20 protein-coding genes are annotated in these 23670 nt (G+C 36.1%); 1 reads left to right on the top strand and 19 read right to left on the bottom strand.

Features of this window, described 5'->3' with window-relative positions:
* Positions 1–62: 62 nt before the first annotated feature.
* From G460_RS0120565 to G460_RS0120505, 13 genes are all read right to left on the bottom strand, one after another.
* On the bottom strand, positions 63–1217 hold the full coding sequence (locus G460_RS0120565; RefSeq protein ID WP_026957099.1) for a glycosyltransferase family protein: 1155 nt from the start codon (positions 1215–1217) through the stop codon (positions 63–65).
* 19 nt (positions 1218–1236) lie between these two features.
* A complete protein-coding gene (locus G460_RS22395; protein WP_051316165.1) occupies positions 1237–1671 on the bottom strand; it encodes a serine O-acetyltransferase in 435 nt (144 codons plus the stop codon).
* The gene (locus G460_RS22390; protein WP_035464835.1) at positions 1664–2464 is read right to left on the bottom strand and encodes a sulfotransferase domain-containing protein; all 801 of its coding nucleotides are present in this window, start codon (positions 2462–2464) and stop codon (positions 1664–1666) included. Before G460_RS22390 ends, G460_RS22395 begins: the two co-directional genes overlap by 8 nt.
* 1 nt (position 2465) lies before the next feature.
* On the bottom strand, positions 2466–3698 hold the full coding sequence (locus G460_RS0120550) for an oligosaccharide flippase family protein (RefSeq protein ID WP_169817544.1): 1233 nt from the start codon (positions 3696–3698) through the stop codon (positions 2466–2468).
* A 103-nt stretch (positions 3699–3801) separates the two neighbouring features.
* A complete protein-coding gene (gene cysQ / locus G460_RS0120545; RefSeq protein ID WP_026957097.1) occupies positions 3802–4563 on the bottom strand; it encodes a 3'(2'),5'-bisphosphate nucleotidase CysQ in 762 nt (253 codons plus the stop codon).
* 106 nt (positions 4564–4669) lie between these two features.
* A complete protein-coding gene (cysN, locus tag G460_RS0120540) occupies positions 4670–5929 on the bottom strand; it encodes a sulfate adenylyltransferase subunit CysN (protein WP_026957096.1) in 1260 nt (419 codons plus the stop codon).
* A 255-nt stretch (positions 5930–6184) separates the two neighbouring features.
* Positions 6185–7090: a sulfate adenylyltransferase subunit CysD gene (gene cysD, locus G460_RS0120535; protein WP_026957095.1), complete on the bottom strand. Its 906-nt coding sequence runs from the start codon at positions 7088–7090 to the stop codon at positions 6185–6187.
* Positions 7091–7112: 22 nt separating this feature from the next.
* Positions 7113–7706 (bottom strand): adenylyl-sulfate kinase, encoded by a 594-nt coding sequence (cysC, locus tag G460_RS0120530; protein WP_026957094.1) that lies wholly within the window; start codon positions 7704–7706, stop codon positions 7113–7115.
* Position 7707: 1 nt separating this feature from the next.
* Positions 7708–9465, bottom strand: a complete 1758-nt coding sequence (locus G460_RS0120525) for an SLC13 family permease (RefSeq protein WP_026957093.1) — start codon at positions 9463–9465, stop codon at positions 7708–7710.
* A 35-nt stretch (positions 9466–9500) separates the two neighbouring features.
* The gene (gmd, locus tag G460_RS0120520; RefSeq protein WP_026957092.1) at positions 9501–10667 is read right to left on the bottom strand and encodes a GDP-mannose 4,6-dehydratase; all 1167 of its coding nucleotides are present in this window, start codon (positions 10665–10667) and stop codon (positions 9501–9503) included.
* A 330-nt stretch (positions 10668–10997) separates the two neighbouring features.
* Positions 10998–11948 (bottom strand): GDP-L-fucose synthase family protein, encoded by a 951-nt coding sequence (locus G460_RS0120515; protein ID WP_026957091.1) that lies wholly within the window; start codon positions 11946–11948, stop codon positions 10998–11000.
* A gap of 92 nt (positions 11949–12040) precedes the next feature.
* Entirely contained in the window at positions 12041–12412 is a 372-nt protein-coding gene (locus tag G460_RS0120510) for a four helix bundle protein (protein ID WP_026957090.1), read from the bottom strand.
* Positions 12413–12600: 188 nt separating this feature from the next.
* Positions 12601–13095 (bottom strand): adenylyltransferase/cytidyltransferase family protein, encoded by a 495-nt coding sequence (locus G460_RS0120505; protein WP_245578778.1) that lies wholly within the window; start codon positions 13093–13095, stop codon positions 12601–12603.
* A 1807-nt stretch (positions 13096–14902) separates the two neighbouring features.
* Here G460_RS0120505 and G460_RS23260 point away from each other — a divergent pair.
* Positions 14903–15076: a hypothetical protein gene (locus G460_RS23260; protein WP_157366990.1), complete on the top strand. Its 174-nt coding sequence runs from the start codon at positions 14903–14905 to the stop codon at positions 15074–15076.
* 292 nt (positions 15077–15368) lie between these two features.
* Here G460_RS23260 and G460_RS0120480 read toward each other — a convergent pair whose 3' ends face one another.
* From G460_RS0120480 to fbaA, 6 genes are all read right to left on the bottom strand, one after another.
* Positions 15369–16313, bottom strand: a complete 945-nt coding sequence (locus G460_RS0120480) for a GDP-mannose 4,6-dehydratase (protein WP_026957085.1) — start codon at positions 16311–16313, stop codon at positions 15369–15371.
* A 1-nt stretch (position 16314) separates the two neighbouring features.
* On the bottom strand, positions 16315–17412 hold the full coding sequence (locus G460_RS0120475; RefSeq protein WP_026957084.1) for a glycosyltransferase family 4 protein: 1098 nt from the start codon (positions 17410–17412) through the stop codon (positions 16315–16317).
* Between the two features lie 11 nt (positions 17413–17423).
* Complete coding sequence (locus tag G460_RS22385; protein WP_084421473.1) at positions 17424–18266, bottom strand: glycosyltransferase family 2 protein; 843 nt, start codon at positions 18264–18266, stop codon at positions 17424–17426.
* Positions 18267–18424: 158 nt separating this feature from the next.
* Positions 18425–20866, bottom strand: a complete 2442-nt coding sequence (locus tag G460_RS0120465; RefSeq protein ID WP_035464832.1) for a GumC family protein — start codon at positions 20864–20866, stop codon at positions 18425–18427.
* The gene (locus G460_RS0120460; RefSeq protein WP_026957082.1) at positions 20866–21678 is read right to left on the bottom strand and encodes a polysaccharide biosynthesis/export family protein; all 813 of its coding nucleotides are present in this window, start codon (positions 21676–21678) and stop codon (positions 20866–20868) included. The genes G460_RS0120465 and G460_RS0120460 overlap by 1 nt, the downstream gene beginning before the upstream one ends.
* Before the next feature lie 490 nt (positions 21679–22168).
* Positions 22169–23230, bottom strand: a complete 1062-nt coding sequence (fbaA, locus tag G460_RS0120455) for a class II fructose-bisphosphate aldolase (protein ID WP_026957081.1) — start codon at positions 23228–23230, stop codon at positions 22169–22171.
* Positions 23231–23670: the final 440 nt, after the last annotated feature.

Here is a 23670-nt window from a genome sequence, read left to right as displayed (position 1 = left end):
TTTAACCAGCATTGATATTGGATTATCTATAGAATAAAAGACCAGTAAAAAACACTAAACTATTATTTCAGTAAAGAATTTGAGAAATTTTCAGTAGTACAATATTCGATAAAAAAAGTAGAATCAAACTCAAATTTTTCATTATTTAATCTAAAAATACAATCAGCAATTTCTTTTCCATTAATACTTTCTAAAGTTAATCCCAAATGATAAGAATTTATTAATTCACCTAATAATCCCTTATTGGGCCCAATTACAGGAATCTTAGAAAGTACAGAATGCCCTAAAATACCACTAGAAGCTTCAGGATTTTTATAAGGCATTAGAACACAAAACGATTGTACAAAAAGTGATTTTAATCTTTCATTGGAAACGAATGAATTATCAAATATAATTGAGAAACCTTTATTTTTAATTTTTGACAACCGATTATAAATCAATTTTTCAACATTTGATTTTGCTTTACCAACAATTAAAATTGCATACTCAGAAGAAATATTAGTTTCAAGATAATCAATTGCATCAATAATCTCCAAAGTACCTTTCCTAACGTCTATTGAACCCGCATGTAAAAGAACCTTTTTATAACGAGGAATATTATAATGTTTATACAAATCAAATTCAGGATCCATCTTATAAATTGGAATTGGATCAGGAAGAACATTAAAAATATTTTTATTAAATTTAGAATTCAAGGAATTTACAGTACTAAAATCATTTAAAATAAAAACCTTATCCAAACTGCGATTCTTAATATATAAATATGTGATAATTGATTGAAAATAAAATTTCAAACATTTTTTCAAACTGTTTTTTTCAATCCTATAATATGGAGAGAACAAAATTCCCCTGATATTAAAAGAGGGTTTATTAAATACTAAAGAAACTTCAAAATAATTAAACCACATTAACAAAACATCTGTTGCATTAAATAACTCTACGTAATATTTAACTAAAGACAAGTATTTAAAAGATCTTTTAAATAAATTCATTTTATGAAGATTAAAACAAACCTCATCCTCCAAAAAATACCAATCAACAACTTCATCTTTTAAATAATCACCAACAGAATTATTCAATATTTCCTTCATAGAATAGGGAACAATAAAAATTGTACGATAAGATATATTACCATTAAGCTTTATATAATTAAATAAATGCAATACATATTCTGGATGATGACCGGAACTTATAGTATCAAAAATCAATCTTACCATGAAATTTAAAATTTAGAGACTACAAAAGTTTTCCAGGAACACCTATTACAGTTGCAAAATCTGGCACAGACTTAATTACAACTGAATTAGCTCCAATTGAACAAAACTTACCAATAGTAAGTATATCACTAGCTATAATCTTTGACCCTACACCAAGCATTGCACCTTCAGATATAATAATTTTAGAAAACTCTTTTTTGCTAGTACTACTTAAATGTTGTCCTATAACTACATGAGGCATTATTACAACATCTTTTTCAATAACAGTTTTATGATTAATCACTACTCCTAATCCATAATGTTTAAAATCTACTGATTTATCAATAATTGCTTTACAAGGTATATCACAGGAATTAAAAAAATAATTTAACTTTTGAAAAATAATATGAATTTTAGGAATACCAAAAGAGTAAAACCATCGACCCATTAAATACAAGTAAATTGGATTAAACATAATCAAGTTTTTTCATAGTTTTTCCAAAATGATAATACAATAAATCCAAATCTTCAGAATCAAAATAATCTTTCCATTCATCAATTTCCCCTTTACGAACAAATGCAATATTTTCATTTGAATTATTTAGAATTTTTATATTTCCTGAATTCAATTTTTCATTTTTCTTCATGTTTATAAATGAACTATTATTAACTGAATTTGCAATAACTTCATCACTAACATCAATATCAATAAATTTAAGAATTTTAGTAAACTCCAAATTCGTATTTAAAAGTAAATCTTCATACTTAATTAAAATAAATTCATTCTCATTATTCCCTTTGGTGGACAACCAACTTTCAACATTTTCAGACCAAGAACCATAAGAATCTAAACTTCCCGATAAATAACTTTTCAAAAAGGGCTTAAATTGCATCTCAGAGGGAATTTTATTGACTTTTTTTAAATAATAATAATAAGAAACGGCAACACTTCTAGGATCCCGAACAATATAAATTACTTTTTTGTAGTTTGGATGGAAATATTCATGACTTTTCAAAATCCTTGGTCTTCTCTGTTTTAATAATTCATTATTATTAACTACATAAATATCAGGAATTAAACTCTCCATATTAGAAAAATCATAATTCAAATTAAGAACATTTCCTAAAAGAAATCTCACCCAGGTATTACCACTTTTTGGATATGAAACAATAAAAACATCATCATGAAAAACATTTATACTTCTACCTCGTGCCTTTTTTTTATATAAATCTAATATAAATCTGGAAAATAAACGCTTAATTTTCATATTAAAAACTTGGTATGGTATTAATATTTGTTTTTTTTATTGTGTAAATGTATTTTAATAAATTTTCCAAAATAAGAGAAATACTAGTAGCAAAGGCCGCTCCTATTGCTCCAAAATAAGGAATTAATAATAAATTTAAAATCAAATTTAGAAGAAGAAATGATGAAGTTAATAAACCCACTATTTTTTCATGCCCAGTCATAATCAACAAGACACCAGTACATCCAGAGCATATGTTGATAAATTGACCGAATGATAAAATAATCAAAGGCCAAAATGCAACAATAAAATCTTCACCCCAAAAAGACAATATAAACCTTCCAAAAATAACAAAAAGCAACAAACTACCACCTCCAATTAAGAATAAAAATCTTGAAACACTTTGAACCATAGTCTGAATTTCGTCTTTCTTATTAATCGAGTTCAAACTAGCAATCTTAGGTGATAGAACAGAAGCAGTAAGGATTAAAAATAGACTAGTTGACATTGCTAAACTTGATGCAACACTATATAAACCGACTTCCTTAACCTCACTTAAAAATCCTAACATTATCGAATCAGCATTATTGGATATTAAGGAAGTAGAAGAAACAATTAATAAAGGAAAAGACATTTTAAGAATAGAGCCAACTACAACTTTTGGTTTTTTATAAAATTTAAATAATTTTCCCCAATACAAAGAGGTCGAAATAAACACAAAAAACCTTCCAAAAGCATAAAAAATTGCTACTTTAATTAGATCTATCTTAATATTAAAGACCATTGATAAACTTAGCAAAAGTAAAACAATAATAATACTCAGTGTTTCATTAACCAAATTAGATTGCCACACCTTCCTAAAACCATTTATACAAGATGCATTTATTCTTGAAATCAATTGAGGAATAAATGCTAATAATAAAATATAGAAAGGTCTTAGAATTTTAGATTCCTTAAAAACATTTAAGGAAAGAAAAGGCGAAATAGAGAACAATATTAACACAACAAATATCCCAATTGGGATAACGATCATTAATGATGAAAAATAAAAATTTGATACCCGCTTCCAATCTTTCAATTCGAAAGAAACACTAATTTCTCTTAACAATGATGTATTTATTCCTAGTAATGAGAAAATTAAAAACACCGAAATTAATTTATTACTCAAATTTATAGCACCAAGACCCTCACTTCCCAATTCTCTACCTAAAATCATACTTACTAGAAATGTTGCAAGTATTGCAATAATTTTCACGAAAAATGAAGCCGAGGACTTAATGAAAACTTCTTTAGAATGAATATCTAAGTTATTGATTTTGTTTTTAAACAAATTAATATTGAAACTTTTACTCATTAAATCAACTCTCAAACCTACAAATAAAAGAAGAGTTCAAAAGATTATATTTATTATATTCTAAATTAGAATTAATAGACATTACCTTTATTAATCCACCAAAAGAATTCAAAATTCCATGTGCTGCAGCGGTATCCCACTCCATTGTTGGAGCAAAGCGAGGATATATTTGGGCTTTCCCTTCAGCTACCAACATAAATTTTAAAGATGAACCCATTGAAATAATTTCAACACCGGGGTATCGATCTATAAATTCTTGTGTTTCTGGGTTTAAATGGGATCGACTTGCAACAATAGTTTTCACTATAGTTTTTTCTTGTTTTTTCAATTTAAACGGATCTTCATCTCCTTCTTTTTTCCAAGCCCCTTCTTCTTGATTTCCCCAATATAACCATTCCAATACAGGAGCATTCACAACACCAATAATAGGCTTTACATTATGAATCAAAGCTATATTAACAGTAAACTCTCCATTCTTTTTAATAAACTCTTTGGTTCCATCCAAAGGATCTACCATCCAGAAATATTCCCAATTTTTTCTAATCTCATATGGAATATCCTTCCCCTCTTCTGAAATGATTGGAAATCCAGTAGTTTCCAGATAGTTTACGATCACCTGATGTGCTACTTTATCTGCTTTGGTAAGCGGAGAGTTATCACCCTTTATTTCAACTCCAAAATCAGCAGAGTTATAGATTTCTAGAATGGCCTTGCCAGCGGCTAGGGAAGCTTCCTTGGCGAGATTTGTTAATTCTTTTATATTAATATTGTTCAAATTCTTGTCTTTTTTTAATCCCCCTAGCCCCCTTTGAAAAGGGGGAATTGTGGTGAGGTAAATTATGTCTTGATTCTAAAATCTTGAGTCTAGGTTCTTAAATAATCATTCCAGCTCCAACGGTTTCATTTGAATTAGGGTCGATTAGGATAATGGAACCGGTTTGTCTGTTTTTACCATAGGAATCAAAAAAGATAGGAGAAGCTGTTCTAATAGATACTCTAGCAATATCATTCATCCCAATTTCTTGGATATCTTCAATTCTATGCAGTGTATTCACATCAACTTTGTATTGAATATCCTTCACCATTGCCTGACATTCTTTGGTAGTATGTTTGACAATAAGTTTGGTTCTGTTTTGAAGAGATTTTTGATTCATCCAGCAAACCATTACTTCCAAATCTTGCTCAGATTTAGGTTGATTATTAGGTCTGACAATCATATCTCCCCTACTAATATCAATTTCATCTTCCAAAGTCATTGTAACAGACATCGGGGCATAAGCCTCAGCAATGGTTTCCCCATTTAGTTCTATACTTTTAATTTTGGAAGTAAACCCAGAAGGTAAAACCTTCACTTCATCTCCTGGCTTAAAAATACCTCCATCGATTCTACCGGCATAGCCTCGGAAATCTTGGAACTCAAGCGTATGGGGACGGATCACCATTTGAACCGGGAATCTACAATCAATATGATTAAAATCAGAAGCGATATGTACATGTTCCAAATGGTACAATAAGGTAGAACCTTCATACCAAGGCATATTTTCAGATCGATCTACCACGTTATCTCCGTTTAAGGCTGAAATAGGAACAAACTGCACATCTTTGATATCGAGTTTGCTTGCAAAGGCCTCATAATCAGCTACGATTTTATTGTAGACATCCTCTGAGTAGTCTACCAAATCCATTTTATTCACACAAACCACTACATGAGGAATTTTCAAAAGTGAGGCAATAAAGGAATGCCTATAAGTTTGTTCTAACAAACCTTTCCTGGCATCTACCAGAATAATAGCTAAGTTGGCTGTCGATGCCCCTGTTACCATATTTCTTGTGTACTGTGTATGGCCAGGAGTATCGGCAATGATAAATTTTCTTTTTGGCGTTGCAAAATACCGATATGCTACATCAATCGTAATTCCTTGCTCCCTTTCAGATTTTAAACCATCAGTCAATAAGGACAAATCAACATAGTCAAAACCTTTCTTTTCGGAGGATGATTTTACAGCCTCGATTTGATCTTCAAAAATGGATTTGGAATCATATAATAACCTTCCAATTAGAGTACTTTTCCCATCATCAACTGATCCAGCAGTTGTAAAGCGTAGTAATTGATTCTTTTCTTGTATGGACATTTTAATTTGTTGAAAGTTAAAGGTTAAAAAGTTAAAGGTTGAATTATTTTATAATGAATATCCGCTTTTGCACCACAATCCTAATTTCCTCTGTTTAAAGGGCTAGAAGACGGGAGACAGAAGACGGAAGCTTGCAAGACTGGATCTCCAAAGCTTCTTTTTCGCCGTTTATTTATGAAACTGACAAGATTGCGGATAATCATATTAATTTATTTTGGAAATCTTGATACTGGATACTAAGCACTTGATACTTTCTTAGAAATACCCGGCCTTCTTTCTATCCTCCATTGCCGTTTCTCCCCTCTTATCATCAGCTCTGGTACCTCGTTCAGTAGTTCTAGTAGTGGCTACTTCCTCAATAATCAATTCCAAAGTATCAGCATTAGAAAGGACGGCACCAGTAATTGGCATATCTCCACAGGTTCTGTAACGAACAATCAGTTTTTGAATCTCCTCTCCTTCTTTCAAAGGCAGGTATTCGGATTTGGCCAAAATAACTTCATCTCTAACTATGCATTCTCTTTCATGAGAAAAATACAAGGATGGCAATGCGATATTTTCTTCTTTGATATATTGCCAAACATCCATCTCTGTCCAATTAGAAATAGGGAATATTCTGAAATGCTCTCCGTGATGTTTCCTCCCATTGAACAAATTCCATAATTCAGGCCTCTGATTTTTAGGATCCCATTGTCCAAATTCATCCCTATGGGAAAAGAAACGTTCTTTCGCTCTTGCCTTCTCCTCATCTCTTCTCGCTCCACCCATAGCAGCATCAATTTTTAAATCTTCTAGGGTATCTAACAAAGTGACAGTTTGAAGGGCATTTCTACTGGCATTGACTCCAGTTTCCTCTCTTACACGACCTTTATCAATACTTTCCTGAACTGATCCAACAACCAATTGAACACCTAATTCCTCAACCAATTCATCTCTAAATTCCAATGTTTCGGGAAAATTATGTCCTGTATCAATATGGATTAATGGAAAAGGAATCTTAGCTGGGTAAAATGCTTTTTTTGCCAAATGAGCAAGAACAATACTATCCTTTCCTCCTGAAAATAGAAGTGCTGGTTTTTCGAATTGAGAAACTACCTCACGGATAATGAAAATAGCTTCAGCTTCCAGTTCTTTTAAATGTGATAAATAATATTGTCCCATTTCTATTTTTCTTACTTGTTACTTAATGGCAAATATTTGCCGAAATAGTTTGAATTACTTTTTGAACCGAAGAAGTTAACTCCTCTTTGTCAGAATGAATATGAACAGCCGGATTTATCGGAGCTTCATATGGAGAATCTATCCCTGTAAAGTTTTTGATGATCCCTTTTCTGGCTTTTGCATATAGCCCTTTCACATCCCTTTGCTCACAAACTTCAATTGGACAATCCACAAAAACTTCCAAGAAGTTTTCTTCTCCGACTAATTCGGCAACCATTTTTCTTTCATCTCTAAATGGAGAAATAAAGGCTGAAACTACCAATAAGCCTGCATCCATCATCAATTTTGCTACCTCTGCAATTCTTCGAATATTTTCAATTCTATCTTCTTTTGAAAACCCTAAATCCTTGTTCAAGCCAGATCTAATATTATCCCCATCTAATAGATATGTCATATATCCGTCTTCAAATAATTGCGACTCAACTGCATTAGCAACGGTAGACTTCCCAGAGCCGGATAATCCCGTAAACCAAATTAGCTTTGGAGATTGTTTTAAACGCTCCTTACGCTGTTTACTAGATACCTTGAAAACGGTAGGATGAATATGGTTTTCCATTTTAGAAATAAAATAGATATATAAATGTGATTACAATACTAGAATAAAGAATAGTCAGAGGTAGGCCAATCTTTGTATAATCGGAAAATTTATAATTACCTGGCCCCAAAACCATCAAATTGGTTTGATAACCTATGGGAGTCATAAAATCCGCTGAAGCAGCAAAGGCGATTGCTATGAAAAAAGGTGTTAAGTTCCCTCCATACCCTAATCCCATTTCATAGGAGACAGGAAACATTATAGAAACCGCTGCTGCATTCGTTATCAAGGATGTTAGTCCTAAAGTCATTAGAAACAATATCCCAATACCCCAAATGACTGAATAGTTCTTGAAAATATTAGAAATTTCCCCAACCAAGAAAGAAGCAGAACCAGATTTTTGAATTGCCAATCCAACTGCTAAAGCTGAAACCAAAATGATTAATAAATCAAGATCAATTGAGGATTTTAATTGATTTAAATTAATCACCTTAAAAATGACCATGATTAAAATCCCTATAAAGGCTGCAAGAAATAAATCTATAATTCCAAAAATCCCTATTAATAAGATCAAAATAGATAAGATACTTGGCAGGCTATTTTTGAAAGAAAGCTCAGTATTGACTTCTCCAGACTTGGAAAGTGCTATTAAATCTCTGGTTGAATTGAGTTTAGAAAAGTCGTTGGAACAAAGCAGAAGAAGCAAATCTCCCTCCTTCAATATTGTTTCACCCAAATTTCCTTTTACCTTTTCCCCTTTTCTATAGATAGAAATAATTGAAGCTTTATATCTATCCCTGAAACCCAATTCTTTAATAGAATTTCCGACTAAAGAAGATCCAGAAGGAATTACAGCTTCGGTCATAGCAGAAAACCCGTTGGATAATAAATGGGAAGTATCTGGAATCTCCAACCCATTGTCATCATTGATCAAATCAAGAATGGATTGGGTATTTCCAGCAAAAAACAATAGATCATCTGCATGAATCAAACGATCTGAAGAAACAGCAGTAATATTCCTATCTCCCCTTTTAATCTCAACCAAAAACAAATCTTTTAGGTGCCTCAACCCTGCCTCTTCGATAGTTTTTCCAATTAAAGGGGAATTATTCTTTACCCTTGTTTCCACCAAATATTCATTCAACTGCTCCAAGAATGCTTCTTTATTAGCTGTTGTATTAGGTAGTAATTTTTCAGAGAATACAGCCATGTAGACTATTCCAATGACAGTTACAATTAATCCCAAATACAGGAAGTCAGAATATTGAAGTGAATCTAAACCAGATTGCACAATCAAGCCATTTAAAACCAAATTGGTGGATGTCCCAACTATTGTGATCATTCCCCCTAAAATCGTCGCAAATGAAAGTGGTATTAAAAACTTAGAAGCTGAATATCCATTTCCTTCTGCCCAGTTCTTCACATATGGAATCATAAATGCTACCACAGGTGTATTATTCAGCATACTGGATAGTCCTGACACAGTAAGCATCATTCTCAATCGAAATTGAAAGGGAGTTAAGGATTTATTGAATAAAGAATAAAAGAAGCCCTTTCCCAGATTTTGTTGAATTCCAGATGTTAAAATCATCAATAAAAAAATGAGAATAATTTGCTTATTGGCCAAGCCAATCAATAAATCATCTATTGTAATTATTCGAAAAATAATAAATATAAAAACTGCTATAGCAAAAGCAAAAGAAGGCTTGAGCAGATTTTTATATAAAGTAATTATCAGTATAATTACTAGAATAAAAGTTGAAAAAATCTGGAAGGTCAATTTGAATAAATCGGTGTTTATGATTGAAATCTAGATTACCCAACAATATGCTCCCATTGAGCATTGAAGTTTTTCTTTACAATTTCCACGTCTGAAGCTACCATTTCACTTACCAAACCCGCTAAATCATATTGAGGCTTCCAGCCTAGTTTGGTCTTAGACTTGGTTGGATCGCCAAGCAATAAATCTACTTCAGTAGGTCTGTAATAGGCTGGATCTACTTTGATTAATTGCTTTCCAATTAAGTTGGAAGGTTGAAAAGTTGAAAGGTTGGAAGGTTCATTAAACTTTACTGCCTCCTTATATTTATCTTCATCTACTTCCACTAAAACACCTACTTCATCTACTCCTTCTCCTTCCCAACGAATATTCAAGCCAACCTCTTTAAAAGATAACTCTACGAAATCTCTAACTGAGGTGGTTACTCCCGTGGCAATCACGTAATCTTCAGCTACATCCTGCTGCAAAATTCTCCACATCGCCTCTACATAATCTTTGGCATGTCCCCAATCACGAAGAGCGTTCATATTACCGAGATAAAGGCATTCTTGCTTACCCAATGCTATGGCTGCAGTAGCCATGGTGATCTTTCTAGTCACAAAGGTCTCTCCTCTTCGAGGGGATTCATGGTTGAATAAAATCCCGTTACATGCGTACATATTATAAGCTTCTCTATAGTTTTTGGTGATCCAAAAGCCATAGATCTTGGCTACTCCATAGGGGGAACGTGGATAGAAAGGAGAGTTTTCATCATAAAACCCTTTTTCATTCTTGTTTTCTTCCAGGCCACCGTAAAGTTCTGATGTGGATGCCTGATAGATTCTCGTCTTCTCAGTAAGCCCTAAAATACGCACAGCTTCCAAGATCCTCAAGGTTCCCATCCCGTCTACATTGGCCACATATTCCGGAGAGTCAAATGAAACCTTCACATGGCTCATGGCTCCCAAATTGTAGATTTCATCCGGCTGAACTTCCTGGATAATTCGGATGATATTGGTTGAATCAGTCAAATCACCGTAATGCAATTTGAAATTCACATGGTTTTCATGCTGATCCATATATAAATGATCAATTCTTGCAGTATTAAAAGAAGAAGCTCTTCTTTTAACTCCATGGACCATATAGCCCTTTTCCAATAAAAGTTCTGCCAAGTAAGATCCATCTTGACCAGTAATGCCTGTAATAAGTGCCGTTTTATTCATGTTTTCTGTTTTAAAAATAGACTCTTGTAAAGGAATGCTATTTTAGTTTTAATGTTGATAATAAGCTGAAAGGTCAAAGGCTCGAGGTGAAAGGGCTTTAAGCTTTTACCTTCCGCCTTTGAGCTAAATAACTTCTTTGCTCTTTAAATTTACTGATAGGTTAATCTGAAAGGTCAAAGGCTCGAGGTGAAAGGTCTTCGAGATTTCAGCTTCCACCTTTGAGCTAAATGACTTCTTTGCTCTTTAAATTTACTGCTAGGTTAAGCTAAAAGGTCAAAGGGTCGAGGTGAAAGGACTTTGAGCTTCATACTTCCACCTTTGAGCTATTCCCTATAATTTCACCTGCTTGAATGTATCTTGATTCTCCAAGAACCACTTATAAGTCCTCTTAATCCCCTCTTCCAAGTCTACTTTTGCCGTCCAACCTGCTTCGGTCATTTTGGTTACATCCATCAATTTCCGAGGAGTTCCATCTGGTTTGGAGGAATCCCATTTCAATTTACCTGAATGCCCAACAGTTTTCTGTATTAGTTCTGCCAATTCTTTGATCGTCAAATCAACACCCGTTCCGACATTATATAGATTATCCTGAAATCTATTCTCTAAGGCAAACACCACTGCATCGGCCAAATCCTCCACATATAAAAACTCCCTCATGGGTGTCCCAGATCCCCAGAGTTCTACTGGGGTATTGCCATTTAATTTGGCATCATGGAATTTTCTGACCATGGCGGGAAGAACATGGGAAGTCTTTAGATCAAAATTATCAAAGGGACCGTAGAGATTGGTAGGCATCAGAGAAATATAATCTTTCCCAAATTGCCTTCTGATAGCTTCGCAGGCCTTAACACCTGTGATTTTTGCAACGGCGTACCACTCATTGGTTGGCTCCAAAGGACCTGTCAATAAATACTCTTCCTTCAGTGGTTGGGGAGCCAATTTGGGGTAAATACAAGAAGATCCCAAAAAGATAAATTTTTGTACATCCGCTTTGAGGGAAGAGTCGATGAGGTTGTTTTGGATCTGCATATTCTCCATCAAAAACTGATAGGGATAGTCATTATTTGCCAGTATACCCCCTACCCGAGCAGCAGCATCGATCACCACTTCCGGTTGCTCAGTAGCGAAAAAATCCGATACGGACTCTTGACTTCTTAAATCAAGCTCTTTCGAGCTTTTTCCGACCAGATTGCTATATCCTTTGGACTCCAGTGCTCTCCAGATAGCAGAACCAACCATTCCACGGTGGCCGGCGATATATATTTTAGTGGTGGTATTCAATTTATTATGTTGTTAGGTCTATTAACTCTATTACAAGAATAAGTCTTAAGGTCGAAGGTGAAAGACATAAGGTCAAAGGATTTAGGTTCGAATTATAAGGTTCTTGCGATTGCATTTATCAGACCTTTGAGCATGGATACTATTTCAATTCCCATCTTTTCTAGTCTTTCTAAAACTTCCTTTGTTATCCACTTTCTTTTCTCAAACAGAGTTAAAATTGAAATAGATTCGTACAAGGACCCTCTAGCGATATACAGAAATCGTATATACTCTTTCTTTGACTCTCTTCCTTTTCCCTCGGCAATGTTTGAAGAAATAGAAACAGAACTTGCTTCAATTTGCTCTACAAGTCTGTAATGTTTGAAGGATGAATTTAAGTTTTCTACTAGGTCTAGTATGGCATTAGCAAATTCAATTGACATTTGCCAAACTTTAAGCTCTTTAAATGCAAAATCACCCTTCATAATCTGGACACTAAACCTATGAGCTCAATCCTTTCAGCTTTCCATTTTTATTAATGAACCGCTTAACCTTTAACAAATTAACAATTAACTCCCTTTTCTACTTTCACCTTTGAGCTATCTCCTTGTACCTATGAGCTACATTCTATTTTGACAAGAATTGCTTCGCCGTATCCAAATTATCCAAGACTTCAACTTTTCAACAACCAGCTGCTTGACTGGATTTTTTCTCCCAAACCATCGATCAAATCAATGTTCAGCTCTTCACAGACTGGTACTTCAGGAATAGATTGATTATTCTGATCCCCTCCATTGGCAAAGGCTAACTTATAGGTTGAAGAAAGTTCCTGATGGATATGCCGTATGGTCTCACAAACCGTCCTATCTTGATCTATAGAGAGATAGACCTTGTCTACACTCTTAATATTCGAGACAATAAACACGCGCTCCTGCTCTTTTTGAAACTCTTTTGATCCTTTCAATGCACGTTGCAAATCATTATTGACTATCACGATCAATTCATCCCCAGCAGCTTTTGCATGATTAAAGTATTCAATATGCCCCTTATGCAAGGGATTAAAGTAACCTGAAACGATAATTGCCTTTTTCATTTTAGATTCATTTAAAATATTTGGAAAGAATTCAAAACATTCAGCGGAGGCACAGCTTCGCCCTTTCAGTCCCATAATTCAATTTGATTTTTCACTATCGCTGCAGGAACAAAAGTAGCCCTTTGATTCCCTAGTGCTTGAAAGAAAAATCTTATCTTCTATAGTCTTAGCTAAAGAGTTCAGTATCAGTAGAGAGATCCTACAAACGGATCAAAAATGGGCTTACTGTCTTAAAAAAAGGCCTAAATCTTTAATCAGAAGCCATTTTTTATTCTCGATTCGGCGGTAAAGATAGCAACTGAGTCCTTTTGGTACTCATTTTTTATCCTATAATTTGTCTTTTTTTTCATATTCACATAAATGCTTTTCATCCCATTTTCTTGCACTACCTATCAGAACATAGGGAGTTGGAAGTCATCAGTGGTCAGTCGCAGTGTTCAGGGAAAAAGCTGAAATCTAAAGTGAGAAAGATGAAGTGGTGTCCGATGTCGGATGCCCGATGTCCGATGTCCAATGTATGAGATGTGATCTGAAAAGTGTGAAGCGAGAGAGCCGAGGGCAATACGAAGTTGGAAATACGAAATACGGTCAGGTGACTTAAGTTGCAAGTAGTCTGCTTTTTAATTGGAAAATTAGATTAAAGAGTGGAAACGGAATTTAAAATTTTAAAGCTCAAATCAGAAAGCTGAAGTGGTGTCAGATGTCGGATGTTAGATGTGGAGTTTTGGCTTAGGGTACAGCTTCTGGAGAAGCAGTTCAGGATGTTGGAAGTCGGGAAGTTGGAAGCTTTTTGAAAATCTAAAATTTGAAGTGAAAAAGCTGAAAATGATTGGATGCCGGATGCCCGGTGTCTGATGATGGGGGCTGGATGAATTGAGAATATAAAATGTTGAGCACTCTGGAATTTGGAGAGCATGCTGTAGGTATGCAAGATGGGTAGCGGCGGGTTTGAACCCGGCGCAAAACGAGATTTAAAATCTTTCTCAGCTCTGTCCCTGTATCTTGATTCGGAGACGGAGGCGATTTGCCAGCAAGATGGAAACGGGAAGTTGGAGGTTAGGAGGCAGGGATGTTGGAGGTTAGGTGTCCGATGTTGGGAAGTTGGAAGTTGGAGGTTGGGTGTCGGATGTCTTATTGGATCAAAGTGCAGCTTCTAGAGAAGCAGCATAACATAAAGACAAAAGGCAGCAGCGGACAAATCTTCTTCTTGGTACTTTTGAAGGCCAAAAGTACCCAAAAGCCTTTGCCCGAAATCAGCTTTGAATTGCCTTCGGACAATTCATTTATTGGTTCAAAGTCCGGCTAAAAACAATCGGATCTCCGAGACAAGCTCGGAGCTAGCTTGTTTTTGACGCCTCCCTTTTTCACCAATAAAACACCTGCTTCCAAGGGCTTTTAATCCAAGTAGCGCTTGGTGTACTGACTCCAGAGGAGTAAAATAGTAAGAGACCTGGGTGAAACGAAATGGAAACCAAGGATAACAAAGGATAATTCCTATACCTCGCCTTGATCCGTGTCTTCACGGATCATTGCAGGTATGAAGTGTGGGTGCTCAGAGTGCAGCTTCTGAAGAAGCAGCACAACATAAGTCCGTAAGTTCGAATGATGAATGCCAAATGTAGAATGATGAAGTTGGAGTAGTCTGGAAAAGCAGCACAACACAAAATCTATTTGAAAAACGCCCGTGATGACACGGGCTTGAACGAGCCCAAATCCCAAAGATTGGGCTAAAGCGCCATTCCAATTCATACAAAATGACCCAAAAATGGATTCTCTTGCCTAAGGTTCATTTCGTCCGAAGGACCTGTCTCGGTTTGTCGGCGGGAAATCTCATATATTACGGATTGAAAATCCTATCATAAGTGGTTCGACATTACTCGCGATGAGTATCGAGAATGCCAAACAGCTTTTCGCCTTGATCCGTGTCTTCACGGATCATTCTGGTGAGGGAGTTCAAAATGCAGCTTCTGGAGAAGCAGCACAACGTAGAATCTATTTGAAAAACGCCCGTGATGACACGGGTTTGAACGAGCCCAAATCCCGAAGATTAGGCTAAAGCCCAGAAAAGATTGAGACCTGATTCATTGAAATGGGCTAAAGTGCCATTACAATTTATTATTGTCAGCAACATATGCATAAAAATTGGGTAGGTCATGCTTCCCAATGAATTTACATACTTGACAATTAAATGATATATATCAAAATTCCTCCAGAAAAGGGCTACATGAGAAAATCTATAAAAGCTGGAGACGAGGTACTAGTCGAAGGGCTCAATAGGAGCTAAAAGAAGTAGCTTGAATGAAAAACAAAAGGAAATTCTAATTCTAGGAATATTTTTACCGCCTTTCTTAAACACCTAACATGCTTGTTATTAGCAATTTAAAATCAGTCTTTGCTCTCCATCCCAAATTTATAAGCGCTTTTGATGGATCTGCACGACTTATTTTGAGATCTGTAGGCCTAATTAAACCCTCGCTCTGAATCAAATACTTTTTCCAATCTAAATCCAAACATTGGAAAGTCAACTCGACAAACTCTTGAAGACTATGACTTTGACCTGTGGCTATAATATAATCTTCTGGCAAATCTCCCTGTAACATCATCCACATAGCCTCTACATATTCAGGAGCCCAGCCCCAATCTCTGCTGATATCTGTTCTACCCAAAATCAATTTTTCATCGGAACCAGCTGAGATTCTTTTTGCAGTCTGGATAATTTTTTGAGTAACAAAGCGCTCAGGCCGTAAAGGAGACTCGTGATTAAACAATATACCTGTGCAAGCAAACAAATCATATGCTTCACGATAATTATTTACCAACCAAGTGGAAGAAGCTTTTGCCAATGCATAGGGACTTCGGGGTTGAAAAGGAGTCAATTCATTTGCTGCTTCTCCATTTGTGTCACCAAAAGCCTCGGAACTACCTGCATGATATACACGAATGCCTGAATTTTCCAATTTCACAGCCTCCAAAATATTAAGGATCCCCAAGGTAAAGCTTTGTATGGTCTCCGCTGGCTGTTCAAAAGATAAGCCTACAGATGATTGTCCTGCCAAAAAGTAAATTTCATCTGGAACTGATTTTTTAACTGCCAGCAAAACAGATCGAAAATCTTCAGGATCCATAGAAATCAAATGTATTAAATCTTTGATTTGAAGCTTGACAAGGTTTGTAAAGAACGAGCCCTGAGCATCTCTGGACGTACCATACACCTCGTATCCCTTGCTAAGTAAGAAATTTGCAAGATAAGCTCCATCCTGACCACTAACACCACAAATTAGTGCTCTTTTCATATTATAGCAGTGATTTATAAACCTGAATAGTCTCTACTGCTGTTTTTCCCCAGCTGAATTGTTCCCTTCTTTGAACCCCCTCATCTATCAACTCCCCCCTATAAAAACTGTCTTCACTCAGTTTTTCAAGTAAATAACTTAATTCCTCGCAATTATGCGGATCAAACAACACCCCTCCTGAACCAACAATTTCAGGAATACAACTTGTATTACTTGCCAGTACAGGGCAATCATAATTCATTGCTTCCAAAGGAGGAATTCCAAAACCCTCATATAATGAAGGATATACAAGAGCACATGCGAGAGAATATAGCTTTCCAAGTATCCTATCCTCACCTGAGAAGTATTTCACATGATCTTTTGTAAGACCAAGACTCTCAAATTGAGCCAGTTCGGTTTTTGAGAAAGGCGGACCACCGAATGAAACCAGTGAGAAATCAGACTTCAATTTTTCTGATTGAGCAAATGCCTTCAATAAGATATTAAAATTCTTATAGCCATTCCTATCTCCCACATATAGAAAAAATGGCCTATTAAGCTCTAACTCTATACTTTCCAAATCCTTAAAAGGAGAATCTGCTGCTAAATGAACTACTGAAATTTTGGACTCATCAATCCCAAGTATCTCACAACAATCATCTTTCGAATGCTGCGAGATACTAATGATATGGTCTGCACGCTGCAATGCAGCTTTCTTGGCCAATAATGTGGGATTTTCAGATGGAAAAAGGTCTGGAAACTTCTCCTGGATCATATCATATAAGCCCACAACTCTTATGGCATTTGACCTTTTAAAGGAATCGGCTCCAAAATAAGTCTCATGAATTAGTTGTGGAGTATAAAACGACTCATAGGTGGCTTCATAAAAGCTATTTATGCGTTTTAAAAGGCCCTGAGACTTAGATGGGAATTTTCGAATCTGTTTCCCCACCACTAATCCTGAGGGCATTTCTGTTAAATAAGCATTTGTATTTATACCAGAAAGGATTTTAACATCCTGATTTAAATGCGTAAGTCCCTCTGCCAATCGACTAAAATACCTCGATATTCCACCGTAGCGCTGAATAAAAAAAATTTGGTGATCAAATAGAACCTTCAATTTTCGATGATTTATTTACTCGTTAAAAAATTTCTTAACGAAACGTATTTGTCAGTGAAAATAAGCTTCAGATAGGTATCAATCCATGATTTGACTCCTACCAAAGCCCCATGATGATATGTCTTAAAAGCAATATATTCCGATATTGCCCTTCCCTTCACATCATGCGCCATCTTCCATCGGGTCTTGAGCGGCACTTTGGAATCTGCCCAGTCAGGCATAGGATTAGCTTCACATTCAGCCAAGTATTTTGTAGTAGTAAAACATTTGAAGCCAGCCTTTTTGGCCCTCACACCATAATCAAAATCACCAAGAAAATGAGTGTATTTGGTGGAGATTAAGCCAATGGCATCTACTACGATCCTTGGGATTAGAGTCAAATTCCCATTGATAAAATAGACCTCTTGCAAGCTTCCGTTTGGAACCACCGGAATCATACTTTCCAAATGTCCTCCGTAAGAAAACTCTCCAGTAAGAGGCCCTTTACACGCAGCAGTAAGAATCGACTTTCGCCCGGCATGCTCAAATTCTTCAAAAAGACTGTTTAGAGCATTATCCAATAAATAGGTATCATCATTCAACCACAAAAAAGCATCAAAATCGCTCGACTGCAAAGCACTGTCCCATGCCATTCTCATCCCTCCACCCCAATATAGGTGTCCATCCCCCATAACTACGTTTACTTGAGGAAACTCCGAACTTAGCATCTGGGAAGTACCGTCTGAAGAACCATCATCACACAAGAAGACTTCAAATTGGTAGGGAGCTTTAACTTGCTGCCCGTACAAATTACGGAGACATTCTCTGGTCTTAGCACATCGATTAAAACAGGTCAATAAAACAGCAATTTTCATAATTATATGCGCCTAACCGCTTTAAACGATAATTGATTTAAAGTATTGGCTAACTTATTCAATTTTCTATGCAAAAAAGATCTTAAAACAAATCAAACTACATCTTTAGAGTGGTCGCATACGCCTTTCGTGTACTTCTCACAAACTTTCTGCAAAAATCACTTCCTATTCAATGCTCTTTTCCACCATGGCAATTGAACTTCCTCGTGATAGCCATAAGAATTACCTCCATAGCCGTAGCCATATCCGTAGCCATAACCATAGCCATAGCCTTTGTCTATGTGTAGATCATTGAAGATGGCATACATTTTTGTCACACCGCCTTTTTCCACCAAATTATTCAAAATAGCTGTATTTCCTTTCATAGAGTATCCCTGACGGAATACAAAGAAATTGATATCAGAAAAAGAGAAGAGTTCTTTGGTCTCTGAAACCAAGCCAACTGGAGGACAGTCAAAAATAACCACATCATAGGCTTCTTTGATCTCATCTATAATGCGCTTGAATTTATCCTGAAGCAACAACTCTGCTGGGTTAGGAGGAATAGGACCGGAAAGAATCACATCCAAATTTTCATGTCCAGACTGCTTTACTACCTCCTGCCAAGGAGTATTTGTACTCAAAGCAGTACTCATACCCTTATCATTTGGCATATTAAAATCCTCAGCAATCTTGGGTTTTCTCAAGTCCAAACCAATCAATACCGTCTTCTTGCCCATTAAAGCAAAGACGGAGGCCATATTAATGGAGACAAAGGTCTTACCTTCCCCAGAAATAGAAGACGTAAACAAAATGCTGAGCTTTTCCTTATTGGGACTCAAATAGGAAAGGTCTGCCCTTAAAGACCTGAAGGACTCCGTGACCGTAGATCTAGGGCTATTTAAAACTGGCAAATTATCCACCTCATCTGATCTACCAATCATCCCGATCAAAGGTACCTTGATCTGATTTTCCAACTCTTTAGGATCTTCTATTTTGGTATTCAAGAAGTCCTTCACCGTAATAAAGCCAATTGGCAAAATTAAGCCCAAAATCAGACCAATTAATAAATTCAATTTTGTCTTCGGTGCCACAGGCAATTGACCTGATTTGGCAAAGTCCAAAATGGAATTTTTCGGCATATTGGACGCCATGGTGATCTCAGCTTCCGCTTTCTTTTGAAGTAGATAGATATAGATGTTCTCGTTAATGGAAAACTGTCGCTCAATCCCGATTAGGTTTCTTTCAGTGGCAGGAAGTGCATTTACATCTCTTTCAATTGTTGAGATCCTACTATTGAGATCTGCTATTACATTTCTGGTATTGTTGATAGCAGAATTGACATTTTCCTGCAATGCCTTTTTGGTATTTTCTATTCTTGTGGCATTATCGCGGACTAAAGGCAATTCATCTGAGTAATTTGATTTGAGGCGAATTCTGTCAGCCTGCAGTTCGCTGAGACTTTCTACCAGAGAGTTGAGCAAGGGGTCTGTCACTCCAATGATAGATGGTGCGACTAATTCACCTGTTTGATTATTGGCTAAGTAATCACTTAGAGTCTGGTAATATTTCAAATTAAGATCAGCTTGACTCTTTTCTTTTTCTAACTCCTGCAATCTTTCAAAGATTACAGCTCCTTCTTCAGAAAGGTTAAATACATTATTCTGAGTTCTAAATTCCTGCAGCTTGGTTTCTGAGCTTTCTAGAGACTGGGTAATGCCACTTAACTGATCATCAATAAACTTTACGGTACTTTCAGAGGCACGATTTTTCTCATTCAATTCCCGCTGTAAGTACATTTCCATCAACTTATTGACATAATCCTCACCTAGTCTTCTTACAGGAGTTTCCAGACTTAAAGTCAAAATTGAAGCCTGTTTGTTAATAGGTGATACAGCAAGTTCTTCTTTGTACTTCATAGCCAAGGAAGGAGTATCCACCATTTTGAACAAGACAATATCTTCAGCCAAGCCGGAAATCTGGTTGATAACGAAAGAGTAATTTTCACCATTGATTCTCTCACCAAAGCTGTATACTGACTTTTTAAGGGAGACTTCTGATTCAGGCTTAGATTTGTAAAAAGGATCTGCAGGATTGTAAATTGAAAAATCAGAATCTTCCACTGTCAACTCAAACGAACTCTCATTTAAGATTTCCAATCGAAACAAACCTCCTACTAATTGTGGTTGCTTCCAGTCTACATCAACCAAAACCGGCAATTTTTCATAAATCTGGGCAGTTCGGATTACCCCATCAGAGAAATATTGAACGTTCAGGTTCAACTCTGAGACTGTTTCCTCTGCTAAGGAATACGATTTCAAAATCCCTATTTCATTTTCAATATTATTCTTGCCTTGCATCAATCCAGCAGACTCAAACAAGTCCATTCCCAGGCCAGATTGCTCATCATTGACCAATACACTAGATTGAACCGAATAAATCGGCGTAGAATATCTATTAAACAAAAAAGCCGCAATTAAGCCTGCAAACATAAAAGCCAAGATCATGGGCCAATACTGCAGGTAATTGAATACTAAAACCTTCAAATCAATTTCATCTTCCTGCTGGTGCGAAAAAGGTTGACTGTTTCCTGAATTTTGGATTTGATTTGGGTAACTCATTATTTGGATACAGTATTGATAACTAAGATGGCAAAGGTTAAAGTAGAAATAATTAATGAAAGTGATTGCGCAGCATTTTCTCCTGCACCTACTTCTCTGACTTTCATGGGCTCAGCATAAATTTGATCATTTGGCTGAATAAAATAAAATGGCGATTTGATGATCTGCCTATCATTCAAATTAATATGATGAAGTTTAGTTCCTTCTGGATATTGACGAATCAATAAAACCTCATCTCTCTTTGCAATATTGGATAAGTCTCCTGCATTGGCAATTGCCTCAAAAATTGTCATCCTATCTTGCAATACAACAAACTTACCAGGCCTTCTAAATTCACCTAAGGCGGAATAGCGTATCCCCCCTAATTTCACCTTGACATATAGCTCGGAGGTCACATAAGTTCTTAGCTTTTGCTCGATCTCTGTACGGGCTTCTTCCAAGGTCATATCTTGTACAAAGACATCGCCCAAAATTGGCAGTCTTATGTTTCCGTGGGTATCAACAGTATAGCCAGTCATATAATATACATCCCCTCCAGATTGGGAAGCAATATTCCCCATCTGACCATTTGTAGTTGTTGACTTGTTGTTAAATCCAAATTGCAACATATCCTCTACAGTTTGCACATTGACATCAATAATATCATTGTATTGCAATCTGTATTCAGGGATTTCGTAAGTGATCAGTTCTCCATCCTCAATGCTTGAGTTTCCCTCCAAATTTTGCAGGTAAATGATTTTTTCATTAGAAACGCAGCTAAATGCTGCCAATGAAAGCAGGACCAAACCCAGCCCTTTCCACAACTTCCTCATATACTACTAATTAACTCTAAATGGTCTTTCAAAAGATGGACAAACATAGATAAAATCCTTAAATAATTTCACTATTTAAATAAACACACTTCTAGATCAATAAAACTATTTCAATATTCTATTGAACATAACAAACAAAGAAATACTGTGTTAAGCTTAATTTTTGAAGGCATTAAGGATTCATATAAAGAAATTCAACTTTCACACACAAAATAATGAATCCTCTCCATTTTTCTCATTCATTTATTTTTAGCAGGAAACTTCATAGCATTTGAAAGTAAGCTAAAATTGCTAGAGTAAATGGAGCAACAGAACCTATCAATCGAACTTTATTTTTAGGTAAGCTGGAACTTCAAATTTATTGCCAGCCCATCAATTTTGAGTTAAAAAAATTAATTACTTATTGACAATTTTCGATTTTAACAAAATGTCACACCTTTTTAATCAAATAAAAAAAGAAAGTCATCTTTCGATGACTTTCTTGATTGGATTAGTTTCTGTTCACTGCATTTAGCATATCGAACGCCATTTCAAGGCGCTTCACAAAGTTCTCCTCTCCCTTTCTCAGCCAAACACGTGGATCATAGAATTTTTTATTTGGGCTATCTGGTCCTTCAGGATTACCCAACTGGGTCTGTAGATAGCCTTCGTTTTTCTTATAGTAGTTTAAGACTCCTTCCCACATGGCCCACTGCATATCTGTATCGATATTCATTTTGATGGAACCATAAGAATTGGCTTCTCTGATTTCTTCTACTGATGAACCTGAGCCACCGTGGAAGACAAAATTCAAAGGCTTTCCAATCGTGCCATATTTTTCATTGATATAATCCTGAGAGTTTTTCAAAATCACTGGCTTCAAACTCACATTTCCAGGCTTGTACACGCCATGTACATTTCCAAAGGCCGCTGCGATTGTAAATAAATCACCGATTTGCTTCAGGTGCTCATAGGCATATGCTACTTCTTCCGGCTGAGTATATAGTTTGGAAGAGTCGATATCCGTATTGTCTACTCCATCTTCTTCTCCTCCTGTCACTCCCAATTCAATCTCAATGGCCATTTGAAGTTTCTCAAACTCCTTGAAATAGTTGCAAGAAATCTCCACATTTTCTTCCAAAGGCTCTTCTGAAAGATCCAACATATGAGAGGAGAAAAGTGGTTTTTTATTAGTTGCATAATAAGCCTTACCAGCCTCAAGCATCCCGTCTATCCAAGGCAACAATTTTTTTGCTGCATGGTCTGTATGCAAAATCACAGGTACTCCGTAAGCCTCTGCCATTTGATGCACATGATGAGCTCCAGACACAGCACCGGCTACACAAGCTTGCTGCTTATCATTGGCAAGTCCTTTACCTGCAAAAAATTGAGCTCCCCCATTGGAAAACTGGATGATCACCGGGGAATTGAGTTTTTTGGCAGTTTCTAATACTGCATTCACAGAATTGGTTCCGATCACATTGACAGCTGGCATCGCAAATTCACTTTCTTTTGCATATGCATAAAGCTCTCTTAGCTCCTGTCCGTATTTTACTCCAGGTTTGAATTTCATTGTTGAATTAGGTTTGTTGAAAATTTTCAGGGCCATTTTCGGCACCTTTCTGCTTTGAAACGATCCAAAGATATAAATACCCAAAGGAAAATTTCTTAATTCCTTGTATAATTCTAATCATTTGGACTGGCTAAAAATAGGCAGAGACATGTTTTTATTGGTTCTTTTCAAATGAAATCGATTGAACTGGCTTTGAAGATAAGAAGGGGCTGGAGGTGGGAAACGGGAAGCAGGAGGTTGGAAGTATAAAAGCTGAAGTGATAAAGCTTAGGTAAGTTAGAAGTTGGAAATACGAAGTACGGTATTTGATGGAAGCTGGAAGCAGGAGGTTGGAAGTGAGCAGTCGTAGTGATGAGGAAAATATAAAAGCTGAAGTGAGAAGGCTTAGATAAGTAAGAAGTTGGAAATACGAAATACGATTGTTGATGGAAGCGGGAAGC

The sequence above is a fragment of the Algoriphagus vanfongensis DSM 17529 genome, assembly GCF_000429465.1.
In the GTDB taxonomy this organism is placed as follows: Bacteria; Bacteroidota; Bacteroidia; order Cytophagales; family Cyclobacteriaceae; genus Algoriphagus; species Algoriphagus vanfongensis.
Note: the sequence above shows the minus strand (reverse complement) of the source record. Positions and strands in the feature narration are given on the sequence as shown.

Coding starts and splice junctions, on each gene's coding strand:
- G460_RS0120465 (WP_035464832.1), bottom strand. CDS start 20,866: ATGAGTTACCCAAATCAAATCCAAAATTCAGGAAACAGTCAACCTTTT.
- cysN (WP_026957096.1), bottom strand. CDS start 5,929: ATGTCCATACAAGAAAAGAATCAATTACTACGCTTTACAACTGCTGGA.
- cysC (WP_026957094.1), bottom strand. CDS start 7,706: ATGGAAAACCATATTCATCCTACCGTTTTCAAGGTATCTAGTAAACAG.
- G460_RS0120505 (WP_245578778.1), bottom strand. CDS start 13,095: ATGGGACTGAAAGGGCGAAGCTGTGCCTCCGCTGAATGTTTTGAATTC.
- gmd (WP_026957092.1), bottom strand. CDS start 10,667: ATGAATAAAACGGCACTTATTACAGGCATTACTGGTCAAGATGGATCT.
- G460_RS0120565 (WP_026957099.1), bottom strand. CDS start 1,217: ATGGTAAGATTGATTTTTGATACTATAAGTTCCGGTCATCATCCAGAA.
- G460_RS0120460 (WP_026957082.1), bottom strand. CDS start 21,678: ATGAGGAAGTTGTGGAAAGGGCTGGGTTTGGTCCTGCTTTCATTGGCA.
- G460_RS0120510 (WP_026957090.1), bottom strand. CDS start 12,412: ATGAAGGGTGATTTTGCATTTAAAGAGCTTAAAGTTTGGCAAATGTCA.
- G460_RS22385 (WP_084421473.1), bottom strand. CDS start 18,266: ATGAAAATTGCTGTTTTATTGACCTGTTTTAATCGATGTGCTAAGACC.
- G460_RS22395 (WP_051316165.1), bottom strand. CDS start 1,671: ATGTTTAATCCAATTTACTTGTATTTAATGGGTCGATGGTTTTACTCT.
- G460_RS22390 (WP_035464835.1), bottom strand. CDS start 2,464: ATGAAAATTAAGCGTTTATTTTCCAGATTTATATTAGATTTATATAAA.
- G460_RS23260 (WP_157366990.1), top strand. CDS start 14,903: ATGAGTATCGAGAATGCCAAACAGCTTTTCGCCTTGATCCGTGTCTTC.
- cysD (WP_026957095.1), bottom strand. CDS start 7,090: ATGGGACAATATTATTTATCACATTTAAAAGAACTGGAAGCTGAAGCT.
- fbaA (WP_026957081.1), bottom strand. CDS start 23,230: ATGAAATTCAAACCTGGAGTAAAATACGGACAGGAGCTAAGAGAGCTT.
- G460_RS0120480 (WP_026957085.1), bottom strand. CDS start 16,313: ATGAAAAGAGCACTAATTTGTGGTGTTAGTGGTCAGGATGGAGCTTAT.